Source organism: Pseudoxanthomonas mexicana (assembly GCF_046736355.1).
In the GTDB taxonomy this organism is placed as follows: Bacteria; Pseudomonadota; Gammaproteobacteria; order Xanthomonadales; family Xanthomonadaceae; genus Pseudoxanthomonas_A; species Pseudoxanthomonas_A mexicana_B.
This window is the reverse complement of sequence record NZ_CP157201.1, coordinates 1,406,698-1,423,449: the sequence shown is the minus strand read 5'-3', so window position 1 is coordinate 1,423,449 and position 16,752 is coordinate 1,406,698. Positions and strand designations below refer to the sequence as shown.

The 16,752-nt window shown below is 69.3% G+C and carries 13 protein-coding genes and 5 tRNA genes; 6 read left to right on the top strand and 12 right to left on the bottom strand.

The genetic code is table 11. From position 1 onward, the window contains the following. Nucleotides 1-65 precede the first annotated feature (65 nt). The 8 genes from clpX to AAG688_RS06430 form a co-directional block, all read right to left on the bottom strand. Nucleotides 66-1,349: an ATP-dependent Clp protease ATP-binding subunit ClpX gene (gene clpX, locus AAG688_RS06465; protein WP_411834538.1), complete on the bottom strand. Its 1,284-nt coding sequence runs from the start codon at nucleotides 1,347-1,349 to the stop codon at nucleotides 66-68. Between the two features lie 126 nt (nucleotides 1,350-1,475). Then, entirely contained in the window at nucleotides 1,476-2,102 is a 627-nt protein-coding gene (clpP, locus tag AAG688_RS06460; protein WP_411834537.1) for an ATP-dependent Clp endopeptidase proteolytic subunit ClpP, read from the bottom strand. Nucleotides 2,103-2,173: 71 nt separating this feature from the next. Beyond that, nucleotides 2,174-3,466: a trigger factor gene (gene tig / locus AAG688_RS06455; RefSeq protein WP_411834536.1), complete on the bottom strand. Its 1,293-nt coding sequence runs from the start codon at nucleotides 3,464-3,466 to the stop codon at nucleotides 2,174-2,176. A gap of 233 nt (nucleotides 3,467-3,699) precedes the next feature. Next, nucleotides 3,700-3,784 (bottom strand) — tRNA-Leu (locus AAG688_RS06450). An 89-nt stretch (nucleotides 3,785-3,873) separates the two neighbouring features. Next, a tRNA-Lys gene (locus AAG688_RS06445) sits at nucleotides 3,874-3,949 on the bottom strand. Between the two features lie 66 nt (nucleotides 3,950-4,015). Beyond that, nucleotides 4,016-4,092, bottom strand: a tRNA-His gene (locus AAG688_RS06440). Nucleotides 4,093-4,131: 39 nt separating this feature from the next. Continuing rightward, nucleotides 4,132-4,208, bottom strand: a tRNA-Arg gene (locus tag AAG688_RS06435). A gap of 38 nt (nucleotides 4,209-4,246) precedes the next feature. After that, nucleotides 4,247-4,323 (bottom strand) — tRNA-Pro (locus AAG688_RS06430). A gap of 160 nt (nucleotides 4,324-4,483) precedes the next feature. Between AAG688_RS06430 and AAG688_RS06425 the strand changes: the two genes are divergently transcribed. Continuing rightward, nucleotides 4,484-5,245: a Bax inhibitor-1/YccA family membrane protein gene (locus AAG688_RS06425; protein WP_411834953.1), complete on the top strand. Its 762-nt coding sequence runs from the start codon at nucleotides 4,484-4,486 to the stop codon at nucleotides 5,243-5,245. A gap of 53 nt (nucleotides 5,246-5,298) precedes the next feature. Here AAG688_RS06425 and AAG688_RS06420 read toward each other — a convergent pair whose 3' ends face one another. The 4 genes from AAG688_RS06420 to grxC all read right to left on the bottom strand — a co-directional run bounded on the left by AAG688_RS06420 (nucleotide 5,299) and on the right by grxC (nucleotide 8,867). Then, entirely contained in the window at nucleotides 5,299-6,636 is a 1,338-nt protein-coding gene (locus AAG688_RS06420; RefSeq protein ID WP_411834535.1) for a Na+/H+ antiporter NhaC family protein, read from the bottom strand. A 170-nt stretch (nucleotides 6,637-6,806) separates the two neighbouring features. Continuing rightward, nucleotides 6,807-7,814: an isocitrate dehydrogenase gene (locus AAG688_RS06415; RefSeq protein WP_411834534.1), complete on the bottom strand. Its 1,008-nt coding sequence runs from the start codon at nucleotides 7,812-7,814 to the stop codon at nucleotides 6,807-6,809. Nucleotides 7,815-8,187: 373 nt separating this feature from the next. Next, a complete protein-coding gene (locus AAG688_RS06410; RefSeq protein ID WP_411834533.1) occupies nucleotides 8,188-8,586 on the bottom strand; it encodes a carboxymuconolactone decarboxylase family protein in 399 nt (132 codons plus the stop codon). Beyond that, entirely contained in the window at nucleotides 8,583-8,867 is a 285-nt protein-coding gene (gene grxC, locus AAG688_RS06405; RefSeq protein WP_411834532.1) for a glutaredoxin 3, read from the bottom strand. The genes AAG688_RS06410 and grxC overlap by 4 nt, the downstream gene beginning before the upstream one ends. 183 nt (nucleotides 8,868-9,050) lie before the next feature. Between grxC and AAG688_RS06400 the strand changes: the two genes are divergently transcribed. The 5 genes from AAG688_RS06400 to ppx all read left to right on the top strand — a co-directional run bounded on the left by AAG688_RS06400 (nucleotide 9,051) and on the right by ppx (nucleotide 16,749). Continuing rightward, complete coding sequence (locus AAG688_RS06400) at nucleotides 9,051-10,703, top strand: M48 family metalloprotease (RefSeq protein WP_411834531.1); 1,653 nt, start codon at nucleotides 9,051-9,053, stop codon at nucleotides 10,701-10,703. A 101-nt stretch (nucleotides 10,704-10,804) separates the two neighbouring features. Next, complete coding sequence (gene phoB, locus AAG688_RS06395; RefSeq protein WP_411834530.1) at nucleotides 10,805-11,500, top strand: phosphate regulon transcriptional regulator PhoB; 696 nt, start codon at nucleotides 10,805-10,807, stop codon at nucleotides 11,498-11,500. Nucleotides 11,501-11,687: 187 nt separating this feature from the next. Continuing rightward, nucleotides 11,688-13,031: a phosphate regulon sensor histidine kinase PhoR gene (phoR, locus tag AAG688_RS06390; protein ID WP_411834529.1), complete on the top strand. Its 1,344-nt coding sequence runs from the start codon at nucleotides 11,688-11,690 to the stop codon at nucleotides 13,029-13,031. Continuing rightward, nucleotides 13,028-15,115, top strand: coding sequence for a polyphosphate kinase 1 (ppk1, locus tag AAG688_RS06385; protein ID WP_411834528.1), 2,088 nt, complete (start codon nucleotides 13,028-13,030; stop codon nucleotides 15,113-15,115). The genes phoR and ppk1 overlap by 4 nt, the downstream gene beginning before the upstream one ends. A 107-nt stretch (nucleotides 15,116-15,222) precedes the next feature. Further along, nucleotides 15,223-16,749, top strand: coding sequence for an exopolyphosphatase (ppx, locus tag AAG688_RS06380; protein WP_411834526.1), 1,527 nt, complete (start codon nucleotides 15,223-15,225; stop codon nucleotides 16,747-16,749). Nucleotides 16,750-16,752 lie beyond the last annotated feature (3 nt).

The following is a 16,752-nucleotide window of genomic DNA, read 5'->3' as shown; positions in this document are numbered from 1 at the left end:
GTTGCAAGGGGAAGCGGGAAAGGGCTTCCCGTTCAGTGACTTGCGGCCGACAGCCGCCGTTTCGTTCAGTCGCCCGAAGCGGCCTTGGGCGCGGGCGCGCTCTGGTAGATCAGGTAGGGTTCGGACTTGTGCTCGATGACCGATTCATCGACCACCACCTTGCCCACGTTCTCCAGCGACGGCAGGTCGTACATCGTGTCCAGCAGCACCGACTCGACGATGGTGCGCAGGCCGCGCGCGCCGGTCTTGCGCTTGAGCGCCTTGCGGGCGATGGCCGACAGCGCGTCCGGGCGGAACTCCAGCTCCACGCCTTCCATGTCGAACAGCTTGCGGAACTGCTTGGTGATGGCGTTCTTCGGCTCGGTCAGGATCTTGACCAGCGCGGCCTCGTCCAGTTCCTCCAGCGTGGCGACCACCGGCAGGCGGCCGACGAACTCGGGGATCAGGCCGAACTTGATCAAGTCCTCCGGCTCGACCTCGGCCAGCACCTTGCCGACCTCGATCTTGCGCTCGGAACTCTTGACCTTGGCGCCGAAGCCGATGCCGCCGGCCTCGGTCGAGCGCTGCTGGATGATCTTGTCCAGCCCGGCGAACGCGCCGCCGCAGATGAACAGGATGTTCTTGGTGTCGACCTGCAGGAATTCCTGCTGCGGATGCTTGCGCCCGCCCTGCGGCGGCACGCTGGCGACGGTGCCCTCGATCAGCTTGAGCAGCGCCTGCTGCACGCCCTCGCCGGACACGTCGCGGGTGATCGACGGGTTCTCGGACTTGCGCGAGATCTTGTCGATCTCGTCGATGTAGACGATGCCCTGCTGCGCCTTCTCGACGTCGTAGTCGCACTTCTGCAGCAGCTTCTGGATGATGTTCTCCACGTCCTCGCCGACGTAGCCGGCTTCGGTCAGCGTGGTCGCGTCGGCGATCGTGAACGGCACGTTGAGCAGGCGCGCCAGCGTCTCGGCCAGCAGCGTCTTGCCCGAGCCGGTCGGGCCGACCAGCAGGATGTTGGACTTGGCCAGCTCGACGTCGTCGTTGCGACTGCGGCTCTCGATGCGCTTGTAGTGGTTGTACACGGCCACGGCGAGCGTGCGCTTGGCGCGCTGCTGGCCGATCACGTACTGGTCCAGCACCTCGAGGATCTCGCGCGGCTTGGGCAGCGAGCTGCGCGCGGACTGGGCCTTCTCCTCCAGTTCCTCGCGGATGATGTCGTTGCACAGCTCGACGCATTCGTCGCAGATGAACACGCTGGGGCCTGCGATGAGCTTGCGGACTTCGTGCTGGCTTTTGCCGCAGAACGAGCAATACAGGATCTTGTTGCTGTCGCCGGTGCGGCCCTGACGGTCTTCGCTCATGCTTCGGATACCCAATTACCTGCCCGGTGAAGGGCTTTCAATCGCAGAATAGCACACGGTCCCGGCTTGTCAGCCGGGATCGTGAACAGGGGAAAGGCCCGCCGCGCGGCGGGCCGGAGGGCGCGCTCAGGCGGCCTGGATGGAGTCGTCAGGGCGGCGTTCCAGCACCTGGTCGACCAGGCCGTAGGCCTGCGCGTCGATGGCGCTCTTGAAGTTGTCGCGCTCGGTGTCGCGCTCGATGGTTTCCAGCGCCTGCCCGGTGTGGTGGGCCAGGATGGCGTTCAGCTTGGCGCGCAGGGTGAGGATCTCGCGCGCGTGGATGTCGATGTCGGTGGCCTGGCCCTGGAAGCCGCCCAGCGGCTGGTCGATCATCACCCGCGAGTTGGGCAGCGCGTAGCGCTTGCCCTTGGCGCCGGAAGCCAGCAGCAGCGCGCCCATGCTGGCGGCCTGGCCGACGCAGATGGTGCTCACGTCCGGCTTGATGTACTGCATGGTGTCATAGATGGCCATGCCGGCCGTCACCACGCCACCGGGCGAGTTGATGTACAGGCTGATGTCCTTCTCCGGGTTCTCCGCTTCCAGGAACAGCATCTGCGCGACGATGACGTTGGCGACGTGGTCGTCCACGCCGCCGACCAGGAAGATCACCCGCTCCTTGAGCAGGCGCGAATAGATGTCGTAGGCACGCTCGCCGCGGCTGGTCTGCTCGACCACCATCGGCACCAGGTTCAACGCCTTGGTTACATTGTCCACGCGGGGATCTCCTGTTCTTTCGTTGAATCCCCGCGCGCGGACGACGCGCGGGCTCTCGCAAAGCGGTTGCATTACTGGCGGATGGCTTCCTGGAAGGAAAGCGCCTGCTCGGTGTGCTGGGCGCGCTCGGCGATCCAGTCGATCACCTGCTCTTCCATCACCCGCGCCTGCAGTCCATTCATCAACTGGGGATCGTTGCGGTACAACTCAATGACCTGCTCCGGTTCCTCGTAGGTGGAGGCGATCAGGCGCAGGGTTTCGTTCACCCGCTTGGCCTCCAGCTTGAGGCTGTTGCGGCGGGCGACCTCGCCCACCAGCAGGCCGACCAGCACGCGCTTGCGCGCCGGGTCCAGGAAGCCCTCGTGGGCGTTGTCCGGGATCTGCCCGACCTGCTGGCCGCTGCGGCGGGCTTGCTCGACGGTCTGCTGGACCATCGCGCGGGCCTCGTTCTCGACCAGGCGCGGCGGCATCTCCACGTGCGCGTAGGCGGCGATCAGCTGCTCGCCGACCTCGCGGCGCAGGCGCGTCATCAGCGCGCCCTTGAGCTCGCGCTCCAGGTTGGTGCGGATGTCGGCGCGGAACTGCTCGACGTCGCCGCCCTTGACGCCGAAGCTCCTGATGAACTCCTTGTCCACTTCCGGCAGCACCGGCTCGGCCACGTCGGTGACCTTCAGGTGCACGTCGACCTGGCGGCCGGCCAGCTGCGGCACGCGCCAGTCGACGGGGAAGTCGACCTTCACGGTCTTCTCCTCGCCCTTGGACAGGCCGACCAGCGCCTGCTCGATCTCGCCGTACATGACGCCAGAGCCGACCAGGGTGGCACCCTTCTCGCTGCCCTCGGCGGGCATGCGCTCGTCGCCGGCCTGCGACCAGGTCTCCAGCCCGACGCGGTCGCCTTCCTTCGCGGCGCGATCGACTGGATTAAAGGTACGGCGCTGCAGGCGCAGGTTCTCGATCATCTGGTCGATGTCGGCGTCGGTCACCTCGGCGGTGTGGCGCACCACGTTCAACCTGGACACGTCGATGTCGCCGAAGTCCGGCACCACCTCGAAGGTGGCCACGAAGCTCAGTTCGCCCTCGCCCGGCTCGATGCGCGGGTTGCCGGCCAGCTGCAGCGACTGCTCGCGCACGGCGGTGCTGAAGGTCTCGCGCAGCAGGCCGTCCAGCGCCTCGGCGCGGACCTGCGGGCCGTAGCGCTGCTCGATGACCTTGGCCGGCACCTTGCCCGGGCGGAAGCCCTTGATGCGGGCGGTGCGCGCGATCTCGCGCAGGCGGCCGCCGACGTGGGTATCCAGCTGCTCAGCCGGCAGGCTGAAGCTCATGCGGCGCTCGAGGCTGCCGATCGATTCGACCGAAACTTGCATAACTGACTCACTCCTGCCGCCACGGCCCGCGGCCGCGGCATGTATGTTGATGATCTGGTCCGCCGGCAGCACGCAATGAAGCGCCGGCCCGCCGAACTGCCTAGTTTCGCCGATTCCGGGACGGGCCGCCACTGGCGGCGCATGCAGGCGCTCGCGTCGCGCGCTCCGGCCGGACGGAAGCCGGCCGGGAATGGCGCAGGACGGGGAGCCGGCAGGCGTCGCCGGCGGGCACCTGGTGCGGAAGGCGGGACTCGAACCCGCACGCCTCGCGGCGTCAGAACCTAAATCTGGTGCGTCTACCAATTCCGCCACTTCCGCAAGCGGCCGCGCATTCTATCGCCGGGCCACGGCCGCGGGCGAGGCGCGGGCAAAAAAGAAGCGCCCGGGGTTGCCGGGCGCTTCCGAAGTGGTGGGCCGTCAAGGATTCGAACCTTGGACCTATTGATTAAGAGTCAACTGCTCTACCAACTGAGCTAACGGCCCGAAAAACCCGGGTGCGTAGTGTACGCGCTCACCACGTTTCTTACAAACCCCCATGCATGGAGGAAGTGGGGTGGCTGAGGGGACTCGAACCCCCGACATCTGGAATCACAATCCAGTACTCTAACCAGCTGAGCTACAGCCACCACATTGGAACCACTGCCCCTGCCGGCTGCACCGGCAAGTGGCGCGCCCGACAGGACTCGAACCTGTAACCGCCGGCTTAGAAGGCCGGTGCTCTATCCGGTTGAGCTACGGGCGCCCAGGCCGGTTTGCCGCCTCCCGCCCGCGTCTGCAGACTGGTCGGGGTAGAGGGATTTGAACCCCCGACCCTCTGCTCCCAAAGCAGATGCGCTACCAGACTGCGCTATACCCCGACGAGAGCCCGGCGCGGCGCCAAGACGCCAACAAGGCCGGCTATTGTCGGCAGCCGGGCCGTCGCTGTCAAACACCGCGTGCGCCGCATGGCGGCCGCGCACATGCGATATCCTCCGTGGCCTAGGACCGCGGTCCTCACGATACCAAGGAGCAAGCATGATCCGCAGCGGCAATCCGGCATTGAAAGAATCCACCTTCCTCGATCTGGGCAGCGGCACGGTCGTCTCACGCAGCGCCGGCGCGATGACGCTGAACGGCACGGTCAACAAGACCGGCATGTTGCTGCTGCTGGCGGTGCTGACTGCGACTTTCGCCTGGCACCAGACCCTCTCGCCGGCCGGCGAAGTCCTTCCCGCCGCCAAGCTGTACCTGTGGGGCGGCCTGATCGGTGGCTTCGTCCTGGCGCTGGTGACCATCTTCAAGAAGGAATGGGCGCCGGTCACCGCGCCGCTGTACGCGCTGGTCGAGGGCCTGTTCCTGGGCGCGATCTCGGCCATGTACAACCACCTGTACGAAGGCATCGTGATGCAGGCGGTGATGCTGACCTTCGGCACGCTGTTCGCGCTGCTGATGGCCTACCGCTCGGGCCTGATCAAGGCCACCGAGAACTTCAAGCTGGGCGTGGTCGCGGCCACCGGCGGCATCGCGCTGGTCTACCTGGCTACCATCGTGCTGGGCTTCTTCAATATCCAGATCCCGCTGATCCACGAGTCGGGCCTGATCGGCATCGGCTTCAGCCTGTTCGTGATCGTGATCGCGGCGCTGAACCTGGTGCTGGACTTCGACTTCATCGAGTCGGGCGTGGAAGCCGGCGCGCCGAAGTACATGGAGTGGTATGCCGGCTTCGGCCTGATGGTCACGCTGGTGTGGCTGTACATCGAGTTCCTGCGCCTGCTGGCCAAGCTGAACTCGCGCGACTGATGCGTCCGCGACAAGGCGAAAAAGGGCGCTTCGGCGCCCTTTTTCGTATCCGCTCAGGCGGCCTCGTTGCCCGCCGGCAACGGCACGGCGCGGCGCCTGCGCGCCGGCCACAGCATGAACGCCACGGTCACCGCGACCAGCAGCCAGCAGTAGTGCGCCTGCCCGATCAGCGACAGTGGCGAGGCGCCGGCCAGCGAGGCCGCCAGCAGGATCTGCGCGCCGTACGGCAGCAGGCTCTGCACCGCGCAGACGAAGATGTCGAGCAGGCTGGCCGCGCGCGCCGGCGGCACGCCGTGGCGCTGGGCGATGTCGCGGGCCATGCCGCCGCTGACCAGGATGGCGACGGTGTTGTTGGCGGTGAATACGTCGGTGACCGCGGCCAGGCCGGCGATGCTCCATTCGCCGGTGCGGCGGCCGTCGTTGCCGCCGGCGATGCGCGCGATCAGGCCGGCCAGCCAGGCCAGGCCGCCGCTGGCCTTCATCAGCGCGGCCAGGCCGCCGATGAACAGCGCCAGCAGGGTGATCTCGACCACGCTCTCGAAGCCGCCGTAGATGTCGTCGGCGAAGCTGGCCAGGCCGTAGTCCTGCGCGCCGAAGAAATGCCCGAACACCGCCGCCACGACCAGGCCGATGCCGAGCACCACCAGCACGTCCAGCCCGGCCACCGCCAGTACCAGCACCAGCAGGTAGGGCAGCACCAGCCAGGGCGAGGCGTCGCCGGCCGGCTCCACCGGCGAGGCCTCGCCGACGATGCCCAGCAGCACCAGCGTCAGCAGCGCCGCCGGCAGCGCGATGCGCAGGTTCTCGCGGAACTTCTCCCGCACCGTGCAGCCCTGGGTGCGGGCGGCGGCGATGGCGGTGTCGGAGATCACCGACAGGTTGTCGCCGAAGGTGGCCCCGCCGATCACCGCGCCCAGCACCAGTGCGCGATCGATGCCGGCCGCGTCCGACACGCCCAGCGCGATCGGGGTGACCGCGGCGATGGTGCCCATCGAGGTGCCGATGGCCAGCGACAGGAAGCCGGCGACCAGGAACAGTCCGGGCAGGATCAGCGCCGGCGGCAGCGAGCCGATGCCGAGGGCGACCACCGCGTCGACCGCGCCGATCTGCCGGGTGACCATCGCGAACGCGCCGGCCAGCAGGAAGATCAGGCACATCAGCACGATGTCAGGATTGCCGATGCCCTTGAGCAGGGTGTCCAGCGCCGGCACGCCGGCGCGGCGCGCGATCCACAGGCCCAGCGCGATCGCCGGCAGGATCGCCACCGGCGCGTGCAATTGGTAGAAGCCCATCGCGTCGCCGTGGGCGGTGTAGTACAGCCCGGCGCCGAAGAACAGCGCCAGGAACAGCAGCAGCGGGGTCAGCGCGAGCGCGCTGGGACGAACGGGCATTTCGGCGGAACCGGGCGGAGGGGAACGGGCAATTTTGCGGCGGCGCAGCAATCGCGCCAAGCCCATGCCTGGGACACACGGCTACAAAAACGGGACGCTGGAGGCGTCCCGTTCAGGGGGGCGGATGGCCGCGGTTCCGCCGGGGCGGAAAGCCGCAGGCGCCGGCCGGTTCAGACCCGGCTGGCGATGGCCTTGGCGAAGGACATCGTGGTGCCCTCGCCGCCCAGGTCCGGGGTCAGCGAGTCCTTGGCCTCCAGCGTGGCGATGATCGCCGCGCGCAGGCGCTCGGCCTTGTCCGGCTGGCCCAGGTGGTCGAGCATCTGCGCCGCGCCCAGCAGCAGCGCGCAGGGGTTGGCCACGCCCTTGCCGGCGATGTCCGGGGCCGAGCCGTGCACGGCCTCGAAGATCGCCGCGTCGGCGCCGATGTTGGCGCCCGGGGCCAGGCCCAGGCCGCCGACCAGGCCGGCGCACAGGTCGGAGATGATGTCGCCGAACAGGTTGGTGGTGACGATGATGTCGAACTGCTCCGGGCGCATCACCAGCTGCATGCAGGTGTTGTCGACGATCATCTCGTTGGTCTGGATCTCGGGGTACTGCGCGGCAACCTCGCGCGCCACCTTCAGGAACAGGCCCGAGGTGGTCTTCAGGATGTTCGCCTTGTGGACGATGGTGACCTTCTTGCGGCCGGTCTTGCGGGCCAGTTCGAAGGCGTAGCGAACGATGCGCTCGGAGCCCTTGCGGGTGATCTTCTGGGTCAGCAGCGCGGTCTCGCCGTCCTCGGAGATGGACTGGCCCTCGCCGATGTAGGCGCCCTCGGTGTTCTCGCGCACCGTGATCAGGTCCACGCCGTCGGCGAAGCGCGACTTGGTGTTGGGGAAGGACTTGGCCGGGCGCACGTTGGCGTACAGGTCGAAATGGCGGCGCAGGGCGACGTTGATCGAGCTGAAGCCCTCGCCCACCGGCGTGGTCAGCGGGCTCTTCAGGGCCACGCCGTTCCTGCGGATGGAGTCCAGCGTGGCCTGCGGCAGCAGGTCGCCGTGCTTCTCCAGCGCGACCATGCCGGCGTCGGCTTCCTCGTACTTCAGGCCGGCCTGCAGGGCTTCGAGCACGTACAGGGTGGCGTCCATGATCTCCGGGCCAATACCGTCGCCGCGGATGACCGTAATCGTCTGGGTCATTGAATGGGATTCCGAACAGGGGCGTGCGCCGGCCGGGACCGGAACAGGACGCCAAGGGGGAAAAGTTGTGCCGCCAATTATGCCTGAACCGGCCGTATGGTCCCAGCGACGATGGTCTTATGCCCTCCCCTTCAAGGGGGAGGGCCGATGCCTGCGAGCCGATGGTTCGCATCGGACCGAACGCCGGAGCGGGCGCGAAGGCCGGGCGGATTGGGTGGGGATGGCTCCGCGAACCGACGACGGTGGCAGCCGGGAAAACCATCCCCATCCCGGCCTGTCCGGCCACGCGCAGCGCGCGTGGCGTTCATCGTCGCGCGAGCCTCCGGCTCGCAAACGCTCATCTTCACCCCCTTGAAGGGGAAGGGGAAACGCCTCAGCCGTGGTCGTGCGCCGCCAGCGCGCCGGCCTGGCCGCCTTCGAGCTGGTCGAGGAAATCCACCGCCCGCCGCAGGTGCGGGATGACGATCAATCCGCCGACCACCAAGCCAACCGAGAAGGTCTCGAAGAACTCCTCGCGGCTCACCCCCGCCTCCTTGCACTGGGCCACGTGGTAGCTGATGCAGTCGTCGCATCGCAGCACCATCGAGGCGACCAGGCCCAGCAGTTCCTTGGTCTTCACGTCCAGCGCGCCTTCCTGGTAGGTCTGGGTGTCGAGCGCGAAGAAGCGCCGCACGACCTGGTTGGGCTCGGCCAGGATGCGCTGGTTCATGCGCTGGCGGAACTCGGTGAACGCGCGGACGCGGTCCTCGCCTTCGTCGTGGCCGCCGCTCATGCGCCGGCCTCCGGGGCCCGGCCGGCCAGCAGCGGTTCCAGTCCGCCGGCGCGGTGCAGCGCCATCATGTCGTCGTAGCCGCCGACGTGGGTCTCGCCGATGAAGATCTGCGGCACGCTGGTGCGGCGGGTGCGGGCGACCATCTTCTCGCGCTCGGCCGGATCCAGGTCGATGCGGACCTCGGTCCAGGCCTGGCCCTTGCTCTTGAGGAAGTTCTTGGCCGCCACGCAGTACGGGCAGATGGCGGTCGAGTAGATGGTGATGGGCGGGGCGTCGCTCAAGGGAATTCTCCGGGTGATTCAAGGTCGACAATGGGCGATAGCGTATATGGTTCGCGGTGAACGCCGCTTCCAGGCGGGCGGATGGAACGCAGGATCCCACCCGGACGGATTAACGGCCGATTCACTCGCCACCCGCGCCCAGGCCTCATCCTGCGCTGCGCACCCCTCGTACGGAGTCGCCTCTTGCGTTCCCTGCTGCTCTGCACCGCCCTGACCCTGGCCCTGGCCGCCGCGCCGGCGTCCACGCAGGAGAACCGCCTGCCCGACATCGGCTCGTCGGCCGGCGAACTGCTCACGCCCGCGCGCCAGGCCGAGTACGGCGCGATGATGCTGCGCGAGTTGCGCAACTACGGCTACCTGCTGGACGACCCGCTGCTGAACGACTGGCTGCAGGGCGTCGGCAACCGGCTCGGCGCGCAGAGCGACACGCCGCGGCAGCCCTACACGTTCTTCCTGATGCGGGACCGCCAGATCAACGCCTTCGCCACGCTGGGCGGCTACATCGGCATGAACGCCGGCCTGATCCTGACCGCCGAGCGCGAGGACGAGATGGCGGCGGTGCTCTCGCACGAGATCGCCCACGTCACCCAGCAGCACGTGCTGCGCGGGGTCGAGCGCGCCCAGCGCGACCAGATCCCGATCCTGCTCGGCATGCTGGGCGCCATCGTGGTGGCGCAGAGCGCCGGCGGCAGTTCCAGCGGCGACGCCTCGCAGGCGGCCATCGCCTCGGCGATGGGGCTGATGGCGCAGCGGCAGATCGACTACACCCGCTCCAACGAGTCCGAGGCCGACCGCCTGGGCATCCGCACGCTGGCCCGCGCCGGCTACGACGTCGATGCGATGGCCGGCTTCTTCGCCCGCATGTCGCAGGCCATGCGCGGCAACCGCGGCCACGAGTACTACGACCTACCCGACTACCTGCGCACCCACCCGGTCAACACCACCCGCATCAGCGAGGCCCGCCAGCGCGCCGAGCAGATGCGCAAGGACCAGATCCGCACGACCACCCACGTGCCCGGCGGCGGCACCCGGGTGGAGACCATCCCCGCCGAAGGCCCCACCGCCGCGCCGCCGGCCGTCCGCGACAACCCGCTGCTGCCCGCGCTGGTGCGCCTGCCCAGCGAGGTGTTCGACAGCGGCGGCGCCAGCGGCCAGTTCGACTGGGCGCGCGAGCGCCTGCGCGTGTTCAGCGCGGACACGCCGCAGATGGCCCTGCGCGAGTACGAGGGCATCCGCCGCGACGGCGGCAGGCCGCTGACCCCGGCGCAGCGCTATGGGCTGGCGCTGGCCCATCTCCAGTCGGGCAACGGCGCCGCCGCGGCGCAGGAGCTGGAAGCCCTGCTGGCCGACGACCCGGGCAACCTGTGGCTGGAGACGGCGCTGGCCGAGGCCGACGCGCGCCGCGGCCGCCATGCCGCGGCCAACCACCGCATGGCCGCGCTGATGCAGCGCATGCCCCACCACCGCGCCATCGCGCTGACCTTCGCCGACATCCTCAACCAGCAGGGCACGCCGGAATCCGGCCGTCACGCGCAGGCGGTGCTGCGGCCGATGCTGGGCCGCTCGGGCGACGACCCGGTGTTCCAGAAGGCGTTCGCCCGCGCCAACGAGCTGGCCGGCGACAGCGCCCGCGCCGGCGAGGCCTATGCCGAGGCCGCCTTCCTCAACGGCCGCCCCGAGCAGGCGCTGCTCCAGCTGCAGAACCTGAAGAAGCGCGAGGACCTGGACTACTACGCGCGCGCGCGCATCGACGCGCGCATCGCCGCCATCACCCCGCAGGTGCTGGAACTGCGCCGGCAGGGCGTGCGCGACCCGGACCTGGAGCGCCGGCGCTGAAGCCGGGCCGCCGCGCCCTAAAGCGCTGCGCGCGGCCGTCATCTTCCTGACACAAAACTGTCGTCTAATGCCGCAGGCCCCTGGCGCGTCATGGGAAGGACATGCAGAAACACATCCTCATCGTGGACGATGAGCCGGCCATCCGCGACATGGTGGCCTTCGCCCTGCGCAAGGGCGACTACGAACCCATCCACGCCGGCGACGCGCGCGAGGCGCAGAACGCCATCGCCGATCGCGTCCCCGACCTGATCCTGCTGGACTGGATGCTGCCCGGCACCAGCGGCCTGGAACTGGCGCGACGCTGGCGCAAGGACGCGATGACCCGCGACGTGCCGATCATCATGCTGACCGCGCGCGGCGAGGAGAACGATCGCGTCGGCGGGCTGGAGGCCGGGGTGGACGACTACGTGGTCAAGCCGTTCTCGGCGCGCGAGCTGCTGGCGCGCATCCGCGCGGTGATGCGGCGCTCGCGCGAGGACGACGAGGACGGCAGCGTGACGGTCGGCGCGCTGCGCATCGACGGCGCGGCGCACCGCGTGTTCGCCGGCGACGCGCCCGTGCCGATCGGTCCCACCGAATACCGCCTGCTGCATTTCTTCATGACCCATCCCGAGCGCGTCTACAGCCGCACCCAGCTGCTCGACCACGTCTGGGGCGGCAGCGTGTACGTAGAGGAACGCACGGTCGACGTGCACATCCGCCGCCTGCGCAAGACGCTGGAGCCGCACGGGCTGGAGAACATGGTGCAGACGGTGCGCGGGGCGGGCTACCGGTTTTCGGCGGCGGTGGGGGGCTAGGGGCTAGGGGCTAGGGGCTAGGGGCTAGGGGCTAGGAACTAGAGGCTAGGGGCTAGGGGCTAGGGACGAGCGCATCGCCTTTTCGCTAGCCTCTAACCTCTAGCCTCTAGCCTCTAGTTCCTAGCCTCTAACCTCTAGCCTCTAGCCCCTCTCTACTGTCACATCCACCTGCCTACAATCCCCGCCCATGCCCCGCCACCTCCGCTCCGCATGGTTCAAGACGCTAGGCCAGCTGGCGCTGGTCCTGGTGGCCGCCGTGGTCGCGGGGCTGCTGATCGGCCAGGTGTGGCCGGTGCTCACGGCGGCGGCGCTGGCGGTGGTGGGCTGGCACTACCTGCGGCTGCGGCGCGTGCTGGTGCGGCTTGGCGCGCGGCAACGGCTGGATGCGCCCGCGCGCGGGGCCGGCGCATGGGACGAACTGGACCGCCTGCTCCATCGCAGCCAGGCCGAGATGCGCGCGCGCAAGAAGCGCCTGCTGGAGATGCTGCGCGCCTACCGCGCCGCCGCCGCGGCGCTGCCCGACGCGGTGGTGGTGATCGAGCGCAACAGCCAGCGCGTCGTCTGGTTCAACCGCGCCGCCACCGACCTGCTGGGCCTGCGCCATCCGCGGGACATCGGCGCGCCGGTGGTGGAACGGCTGCAGTCGCTGCCGATGTCGCACTGGCTGGCCGCCGGCCGCAACGCCGAGCCGATGCACGATGCCGCCTCGCCGGTGGCGCCGGACCTGCGGCTGAACCTGCGCCTGATCCCGTACTCCGAGGAATACTGGCTGCTGCTCGCGCGCGACGTCAGCAAGCTGCTGCGGCTGGAGCAGATGCGCCGCGACTTCGTCGCCAACGTCTCGCACGAGCTGCGCACGCCGCTGACCGTGGTCCACGGCTACCTCGACATGCTCGATCCGCAGGACATGCCGGAATGGGCGCCGATGCTGTCGGAGATGCAGAAGCAGTCGCAGCGCATGACCCAGCTGGTCGAGGACCTGCTGACGCTGTCGCGGCTGGAGGCGCAGGACAGCCTGCCGGACGAGGGCGTGGCGATGGCGCCGATGCTGGCCACCCTGCGCCGCGAGGCCGAGGCGCTCAGCCAGGGCCGCCACGCCGTCACCGTGCAGGATCACGCCGGGGTCGACCTGTGGGGCTCCAACAAGGAACTGCACAGCGCGTTCTCCAACCTGGTCGGCAACGCGGTGCGCTACACGCCGCAGGGAGGCGCCATCGCCATCGAGTTCGCGCGCGCGGCCGACGGCGGCGCGGTGCTGCGCGTGCGCGACACCGGCTACGGCATCCCGGCCGCGCACCTGCCGCGCATCACCGAGCGCTTCTACCGCGTGTCTACCAGCCGCTCGCGCGAGAGCGGCGGCACCGGCCTGGGCCTGTCGATCGTCAAGCACGTGCTCAACCTGCACCAGGCGCGGCTGGAGATCGAAAGCCAGGTCGGCCGGGGCAGCACGTTCTCGGTGCACTTCGGCGCCGAACGCGTGCATCCTCGCCACGATACTCCCCTTCCCCTTGCGCAGAGCCAGACCGCATGAACGCCGCCGCGCCCGCCCCTGGCGAGACTTCCACGCAGGAAGACCTGCTGCGCGACCCGGCACTCTACCTCAACCGCGAGCTGTCGCAGCTGGACTTCAACTTCCGCGTGCTGGCGCAGGCGCAGGATCCGCAGGTGCCGCTGCTGGAGCGGCTGCGCTTCCTGTGCATCTCCTGCACCAACCTGGACGAGTTCTTCGAGATCCGCGCGGCCACCGTGCGCCACGCCGTCGACTTCGGCCTGCCGCCGGCGGCCGACGGGATGAGCCCGTCCACCGTGCTCAACCGCATCCACGACCGCGCCGCCGAACTGGTCGAGGCGCAGTACCACTGCTGGAACCACGTGCTGCGCCCGGCGCTGGCCGAGGCCGGCGTGCGCGTGTTCCAGCGCGGCAGCTGGAACGCGCGCCAGACCCGCTGGCTGCGCGCCTACTTCCGCAACGAGATCATGCCGGTGCTGTCGCCGCTGGGCCTGGATCCGGCGCACCCGTTCCCGAAAATACTGAACAAATCCCTGAACATCGTGGTGGTGCTGAAGGGCAAGGACGCGTTCGGCCGCGCCGGCCACCTGGCGATCGTGCGCGCGCCGCGCTCGCTGCCGCGCATCATCCACCTGCCGCAGCGCGTGTCCGGCGGCGAGCACGACTTCGTGCTGCTGTCCTCGGTGCTGTCGGTGTTCGTCGACGAGCTGTTCCCAGGCATGCAGGTCAAGGGTTCCTACCAGTTCCGCGTGACCCGCAACTCCGAGCTGGTGGTGGACGAGGAAGAGGTGGAGAACCTGGCGCTGGCGCTGCGCGACGAGCTGGTCGATCGCGGCTACCGCCCGGCGGTGCGGCTGGAGATCGCCCACGACTGCCCCAAGCCGATCGTGCGCACGCTGCTGCAGAACTTCGCCCTGCCCGACAACGCGGTCTATCCGATCGACGGGCCGGTCAACCTCAACCGCGTGATCCAGGTCTACGACCTGGTGCAGCGGCCGGAGCTGAAATACCCCGCGTTCACCCCGCGCCCGCTGCGCGACGGCGACGCGCTGTTCGAGGAGGTCGATGACGGCGACGTGCTGCTGCACCACCCGTTCGACTCGTTCGGCGCGGTGCTGGACCTGATCAAGCAGGCCGCGATCGATCCCGGCGTGCTGGCGATCAAGCAGACCCTGTACCGCACCGGCAAGGACTCGGCCATCGTCGACGCGCTGGTACAGGCCGCGCGCAACGGCAAGGACGTGACCGTGGTGGTGGAGCTGCGCGCGCGCTTCGACGAGGACGCCAACCTCGGCGTGGCCGACAAGCTGCAGGAGGCCGGCGTGCAGGTGGTGTACGGCGTGGTCGGCTACAAGACCCACGCCAAGATGCTGCTGATCGTGCGCCGCGAGGGCCGCAAGCTGCGCCGCTACGTGCACCTGGGCACCGGCAACTACCACAGCGGCACCGCGCGCGCCTACACCGACCTGGGCCTCATCACCGCCGATCCGGACATCGGCAACGACGTGCACCTGCTGTTCCAGCAGTTGTCCGGGCTGGCGCCCTCGACCCGGCTCAAGCGCCTGCTGCAGTCGCCGTTCACCCTGCACGCCGGCATCCTCGCCAAGATCGAGCGCGAGGCGAAGCTGGCGCGCGCCAGGCCGGCGCGCATCATCGTCAAGATCAACGCGCTCAACGAGCCACGGGTGATCCGCGCGCTGTACGCCGCCTCGCAGGCCGGCGTGGAGATCGACCTGATCGTGCGCGGCGCCTGCGCGCTGCGTCCCGGCATGCCGGGCGTGTCTGACAACATCCGCGTGCGTTCGATCGTCGGCCGCTTCCTCGAGCACAGCCGCATCTACTGGTTCGGCAACGACGGCGCGCCGGAGCTCTACTGCGCCAGCGCCGACTGGCTGGAGCGCAACCTGCTGCACCGGGTGGAGACCTGCTTCCCGATCCTGGATCCGGACCTGGCCCGGCGCGTCTACCGCGAGGCCCTGCAGAACTACCTCGACGACAACCTCAACGCGTGGGAACTCGGCGCCGACGGCCAGTACCGCAAGATCGAACCGGCGCAGGGACAGGCGCCGTTCTCCGCGCAGGCCGCGCTGCTGGCCGAGGTCTGAATGCACGCGACCGCGACCCCGCCCCGCCCGCGGCCCGCCCGCCATTGCACGGCGGGCACTGCGCGCGCAAGCTACCGTCGCCCGCGGGCCTGCCGCTAAACTGCCGCATGCTCCACGCCTCCCTCAGCGCACCGCTCCTGCAAGACGGCGATCACATCGCGGCCATCGATCTCGGCTCCAACAGTTTCCACATGGTGGTGGCGCGCTACACGCTGGGCCAGTTGCGGGTGATCGACCGCCTGCGCGAGAGCGTGCGGATGGGCGACGGGCTGGACGACGCCGGCGGACTGGACGACCAGGCGCGCCGGCGCGCGCTCGAGTGCCTGGCCCGCTTCGGCCAGCGCATCCGCGACATCCCGCCGGCGCGGGTGCGCGCGCTGGCGACCAATGCCGTGCGCCAGATGGCCACGCCGCAGTCCTTCCTGGTCCCGGCCGAGGCGGCGCTGGGCCATCCGATCGAGGTGGTCTCCGGCCGCGAGGAGGCGCGCCTGATCTACCTTGGCGTGGCCCACGCGCAGCCGCCCAGGCCGGGCCAGCTGCGGCTGGTCATCGACATCGGCGGCGGCTCGACCGAATTCATCATCGGCCGCGGCCTGGAAACCCTGGAGCGCGAGAGCCTGCAGGTCGGCTGCATCGCCAGCACGCGGCGCTTCTTCCCCGGCGGCAAGCTGTCGAAGAAGCGCTGGCGCGAGGCGCTGACCGAGCTGGGTTCGGAATTCCAGCAGTTTTCCGGGCTCTACCGCAGCCTGGGCTGGCACGAGGCGCTGGGCTCGTCGGGCACGAACAAGAGCATCGGCGAGATCTGCGCGGCGATGAAGCTGACCAAGGGCGCGATCACGGCCGAGGCGCTGCCGCAGGTGCGCGACCGCCTGCTGCAGGCCGATCGCATCGAGGACATCGACCTGCCCGGGCTGTCCGGCGATCGCCGGCCGATCATCGCCGGCGGCGTGCTGGTGCTGGAGGCGGCGTTCAACGCGCTGGGGCTGCAGCGGCTGATGGTCAGCAAGGCGGCGATGCGCGAGGGCATCCTCTACGATCTGCTCGGCCGCACCAGCAACAACGATCCGCGCGACAGCTCGGTCTCCGCGCTGATGCAGCGCTACGGCATCGACGAACTGCAGGCCGCGCGCGTGGAAGCCACCGCGCTGCACCTGTTCGAACAGGTCGAGGAGGCGTGGGAGCTGGACGACGACGACGCGCGCATGCTGTCCTGGGCCGCGCGCCTGCACGAACTCGGCCTGGCCATCGCGCACAGCCAGTACCACGTGCACGGCGCCTACGTGCTGGAACATTCGGACATCGCCGGCTTCTCGCGGCAGGAGCAGCAGGTGCTGGCGGCGCTGGTGCGCACGCACCGGCGCGGCATCCCGAAGAGCGCCTTCGACGCGCTCCCCGATCGTTTGCTGCTGCGCGCCAGGCGCAAGGCCGCGCTGCTGCGCATCGCCGTGCTGATGCACCGCGCCCACGATGGCGGGATCATCCCGCACCTGGATCTTTCCGCCGACGACGCCCGCCTGACCCTGGTGCTGGACCGTTCCTGGATCGAGACCCGCCCGCTGCTGCGCGCCGACCTGCTGGCCGAACCCGAGGACATGCAGGGACTGGGCGTGATCCTGCAGCCGATGGTGGCCTGATCC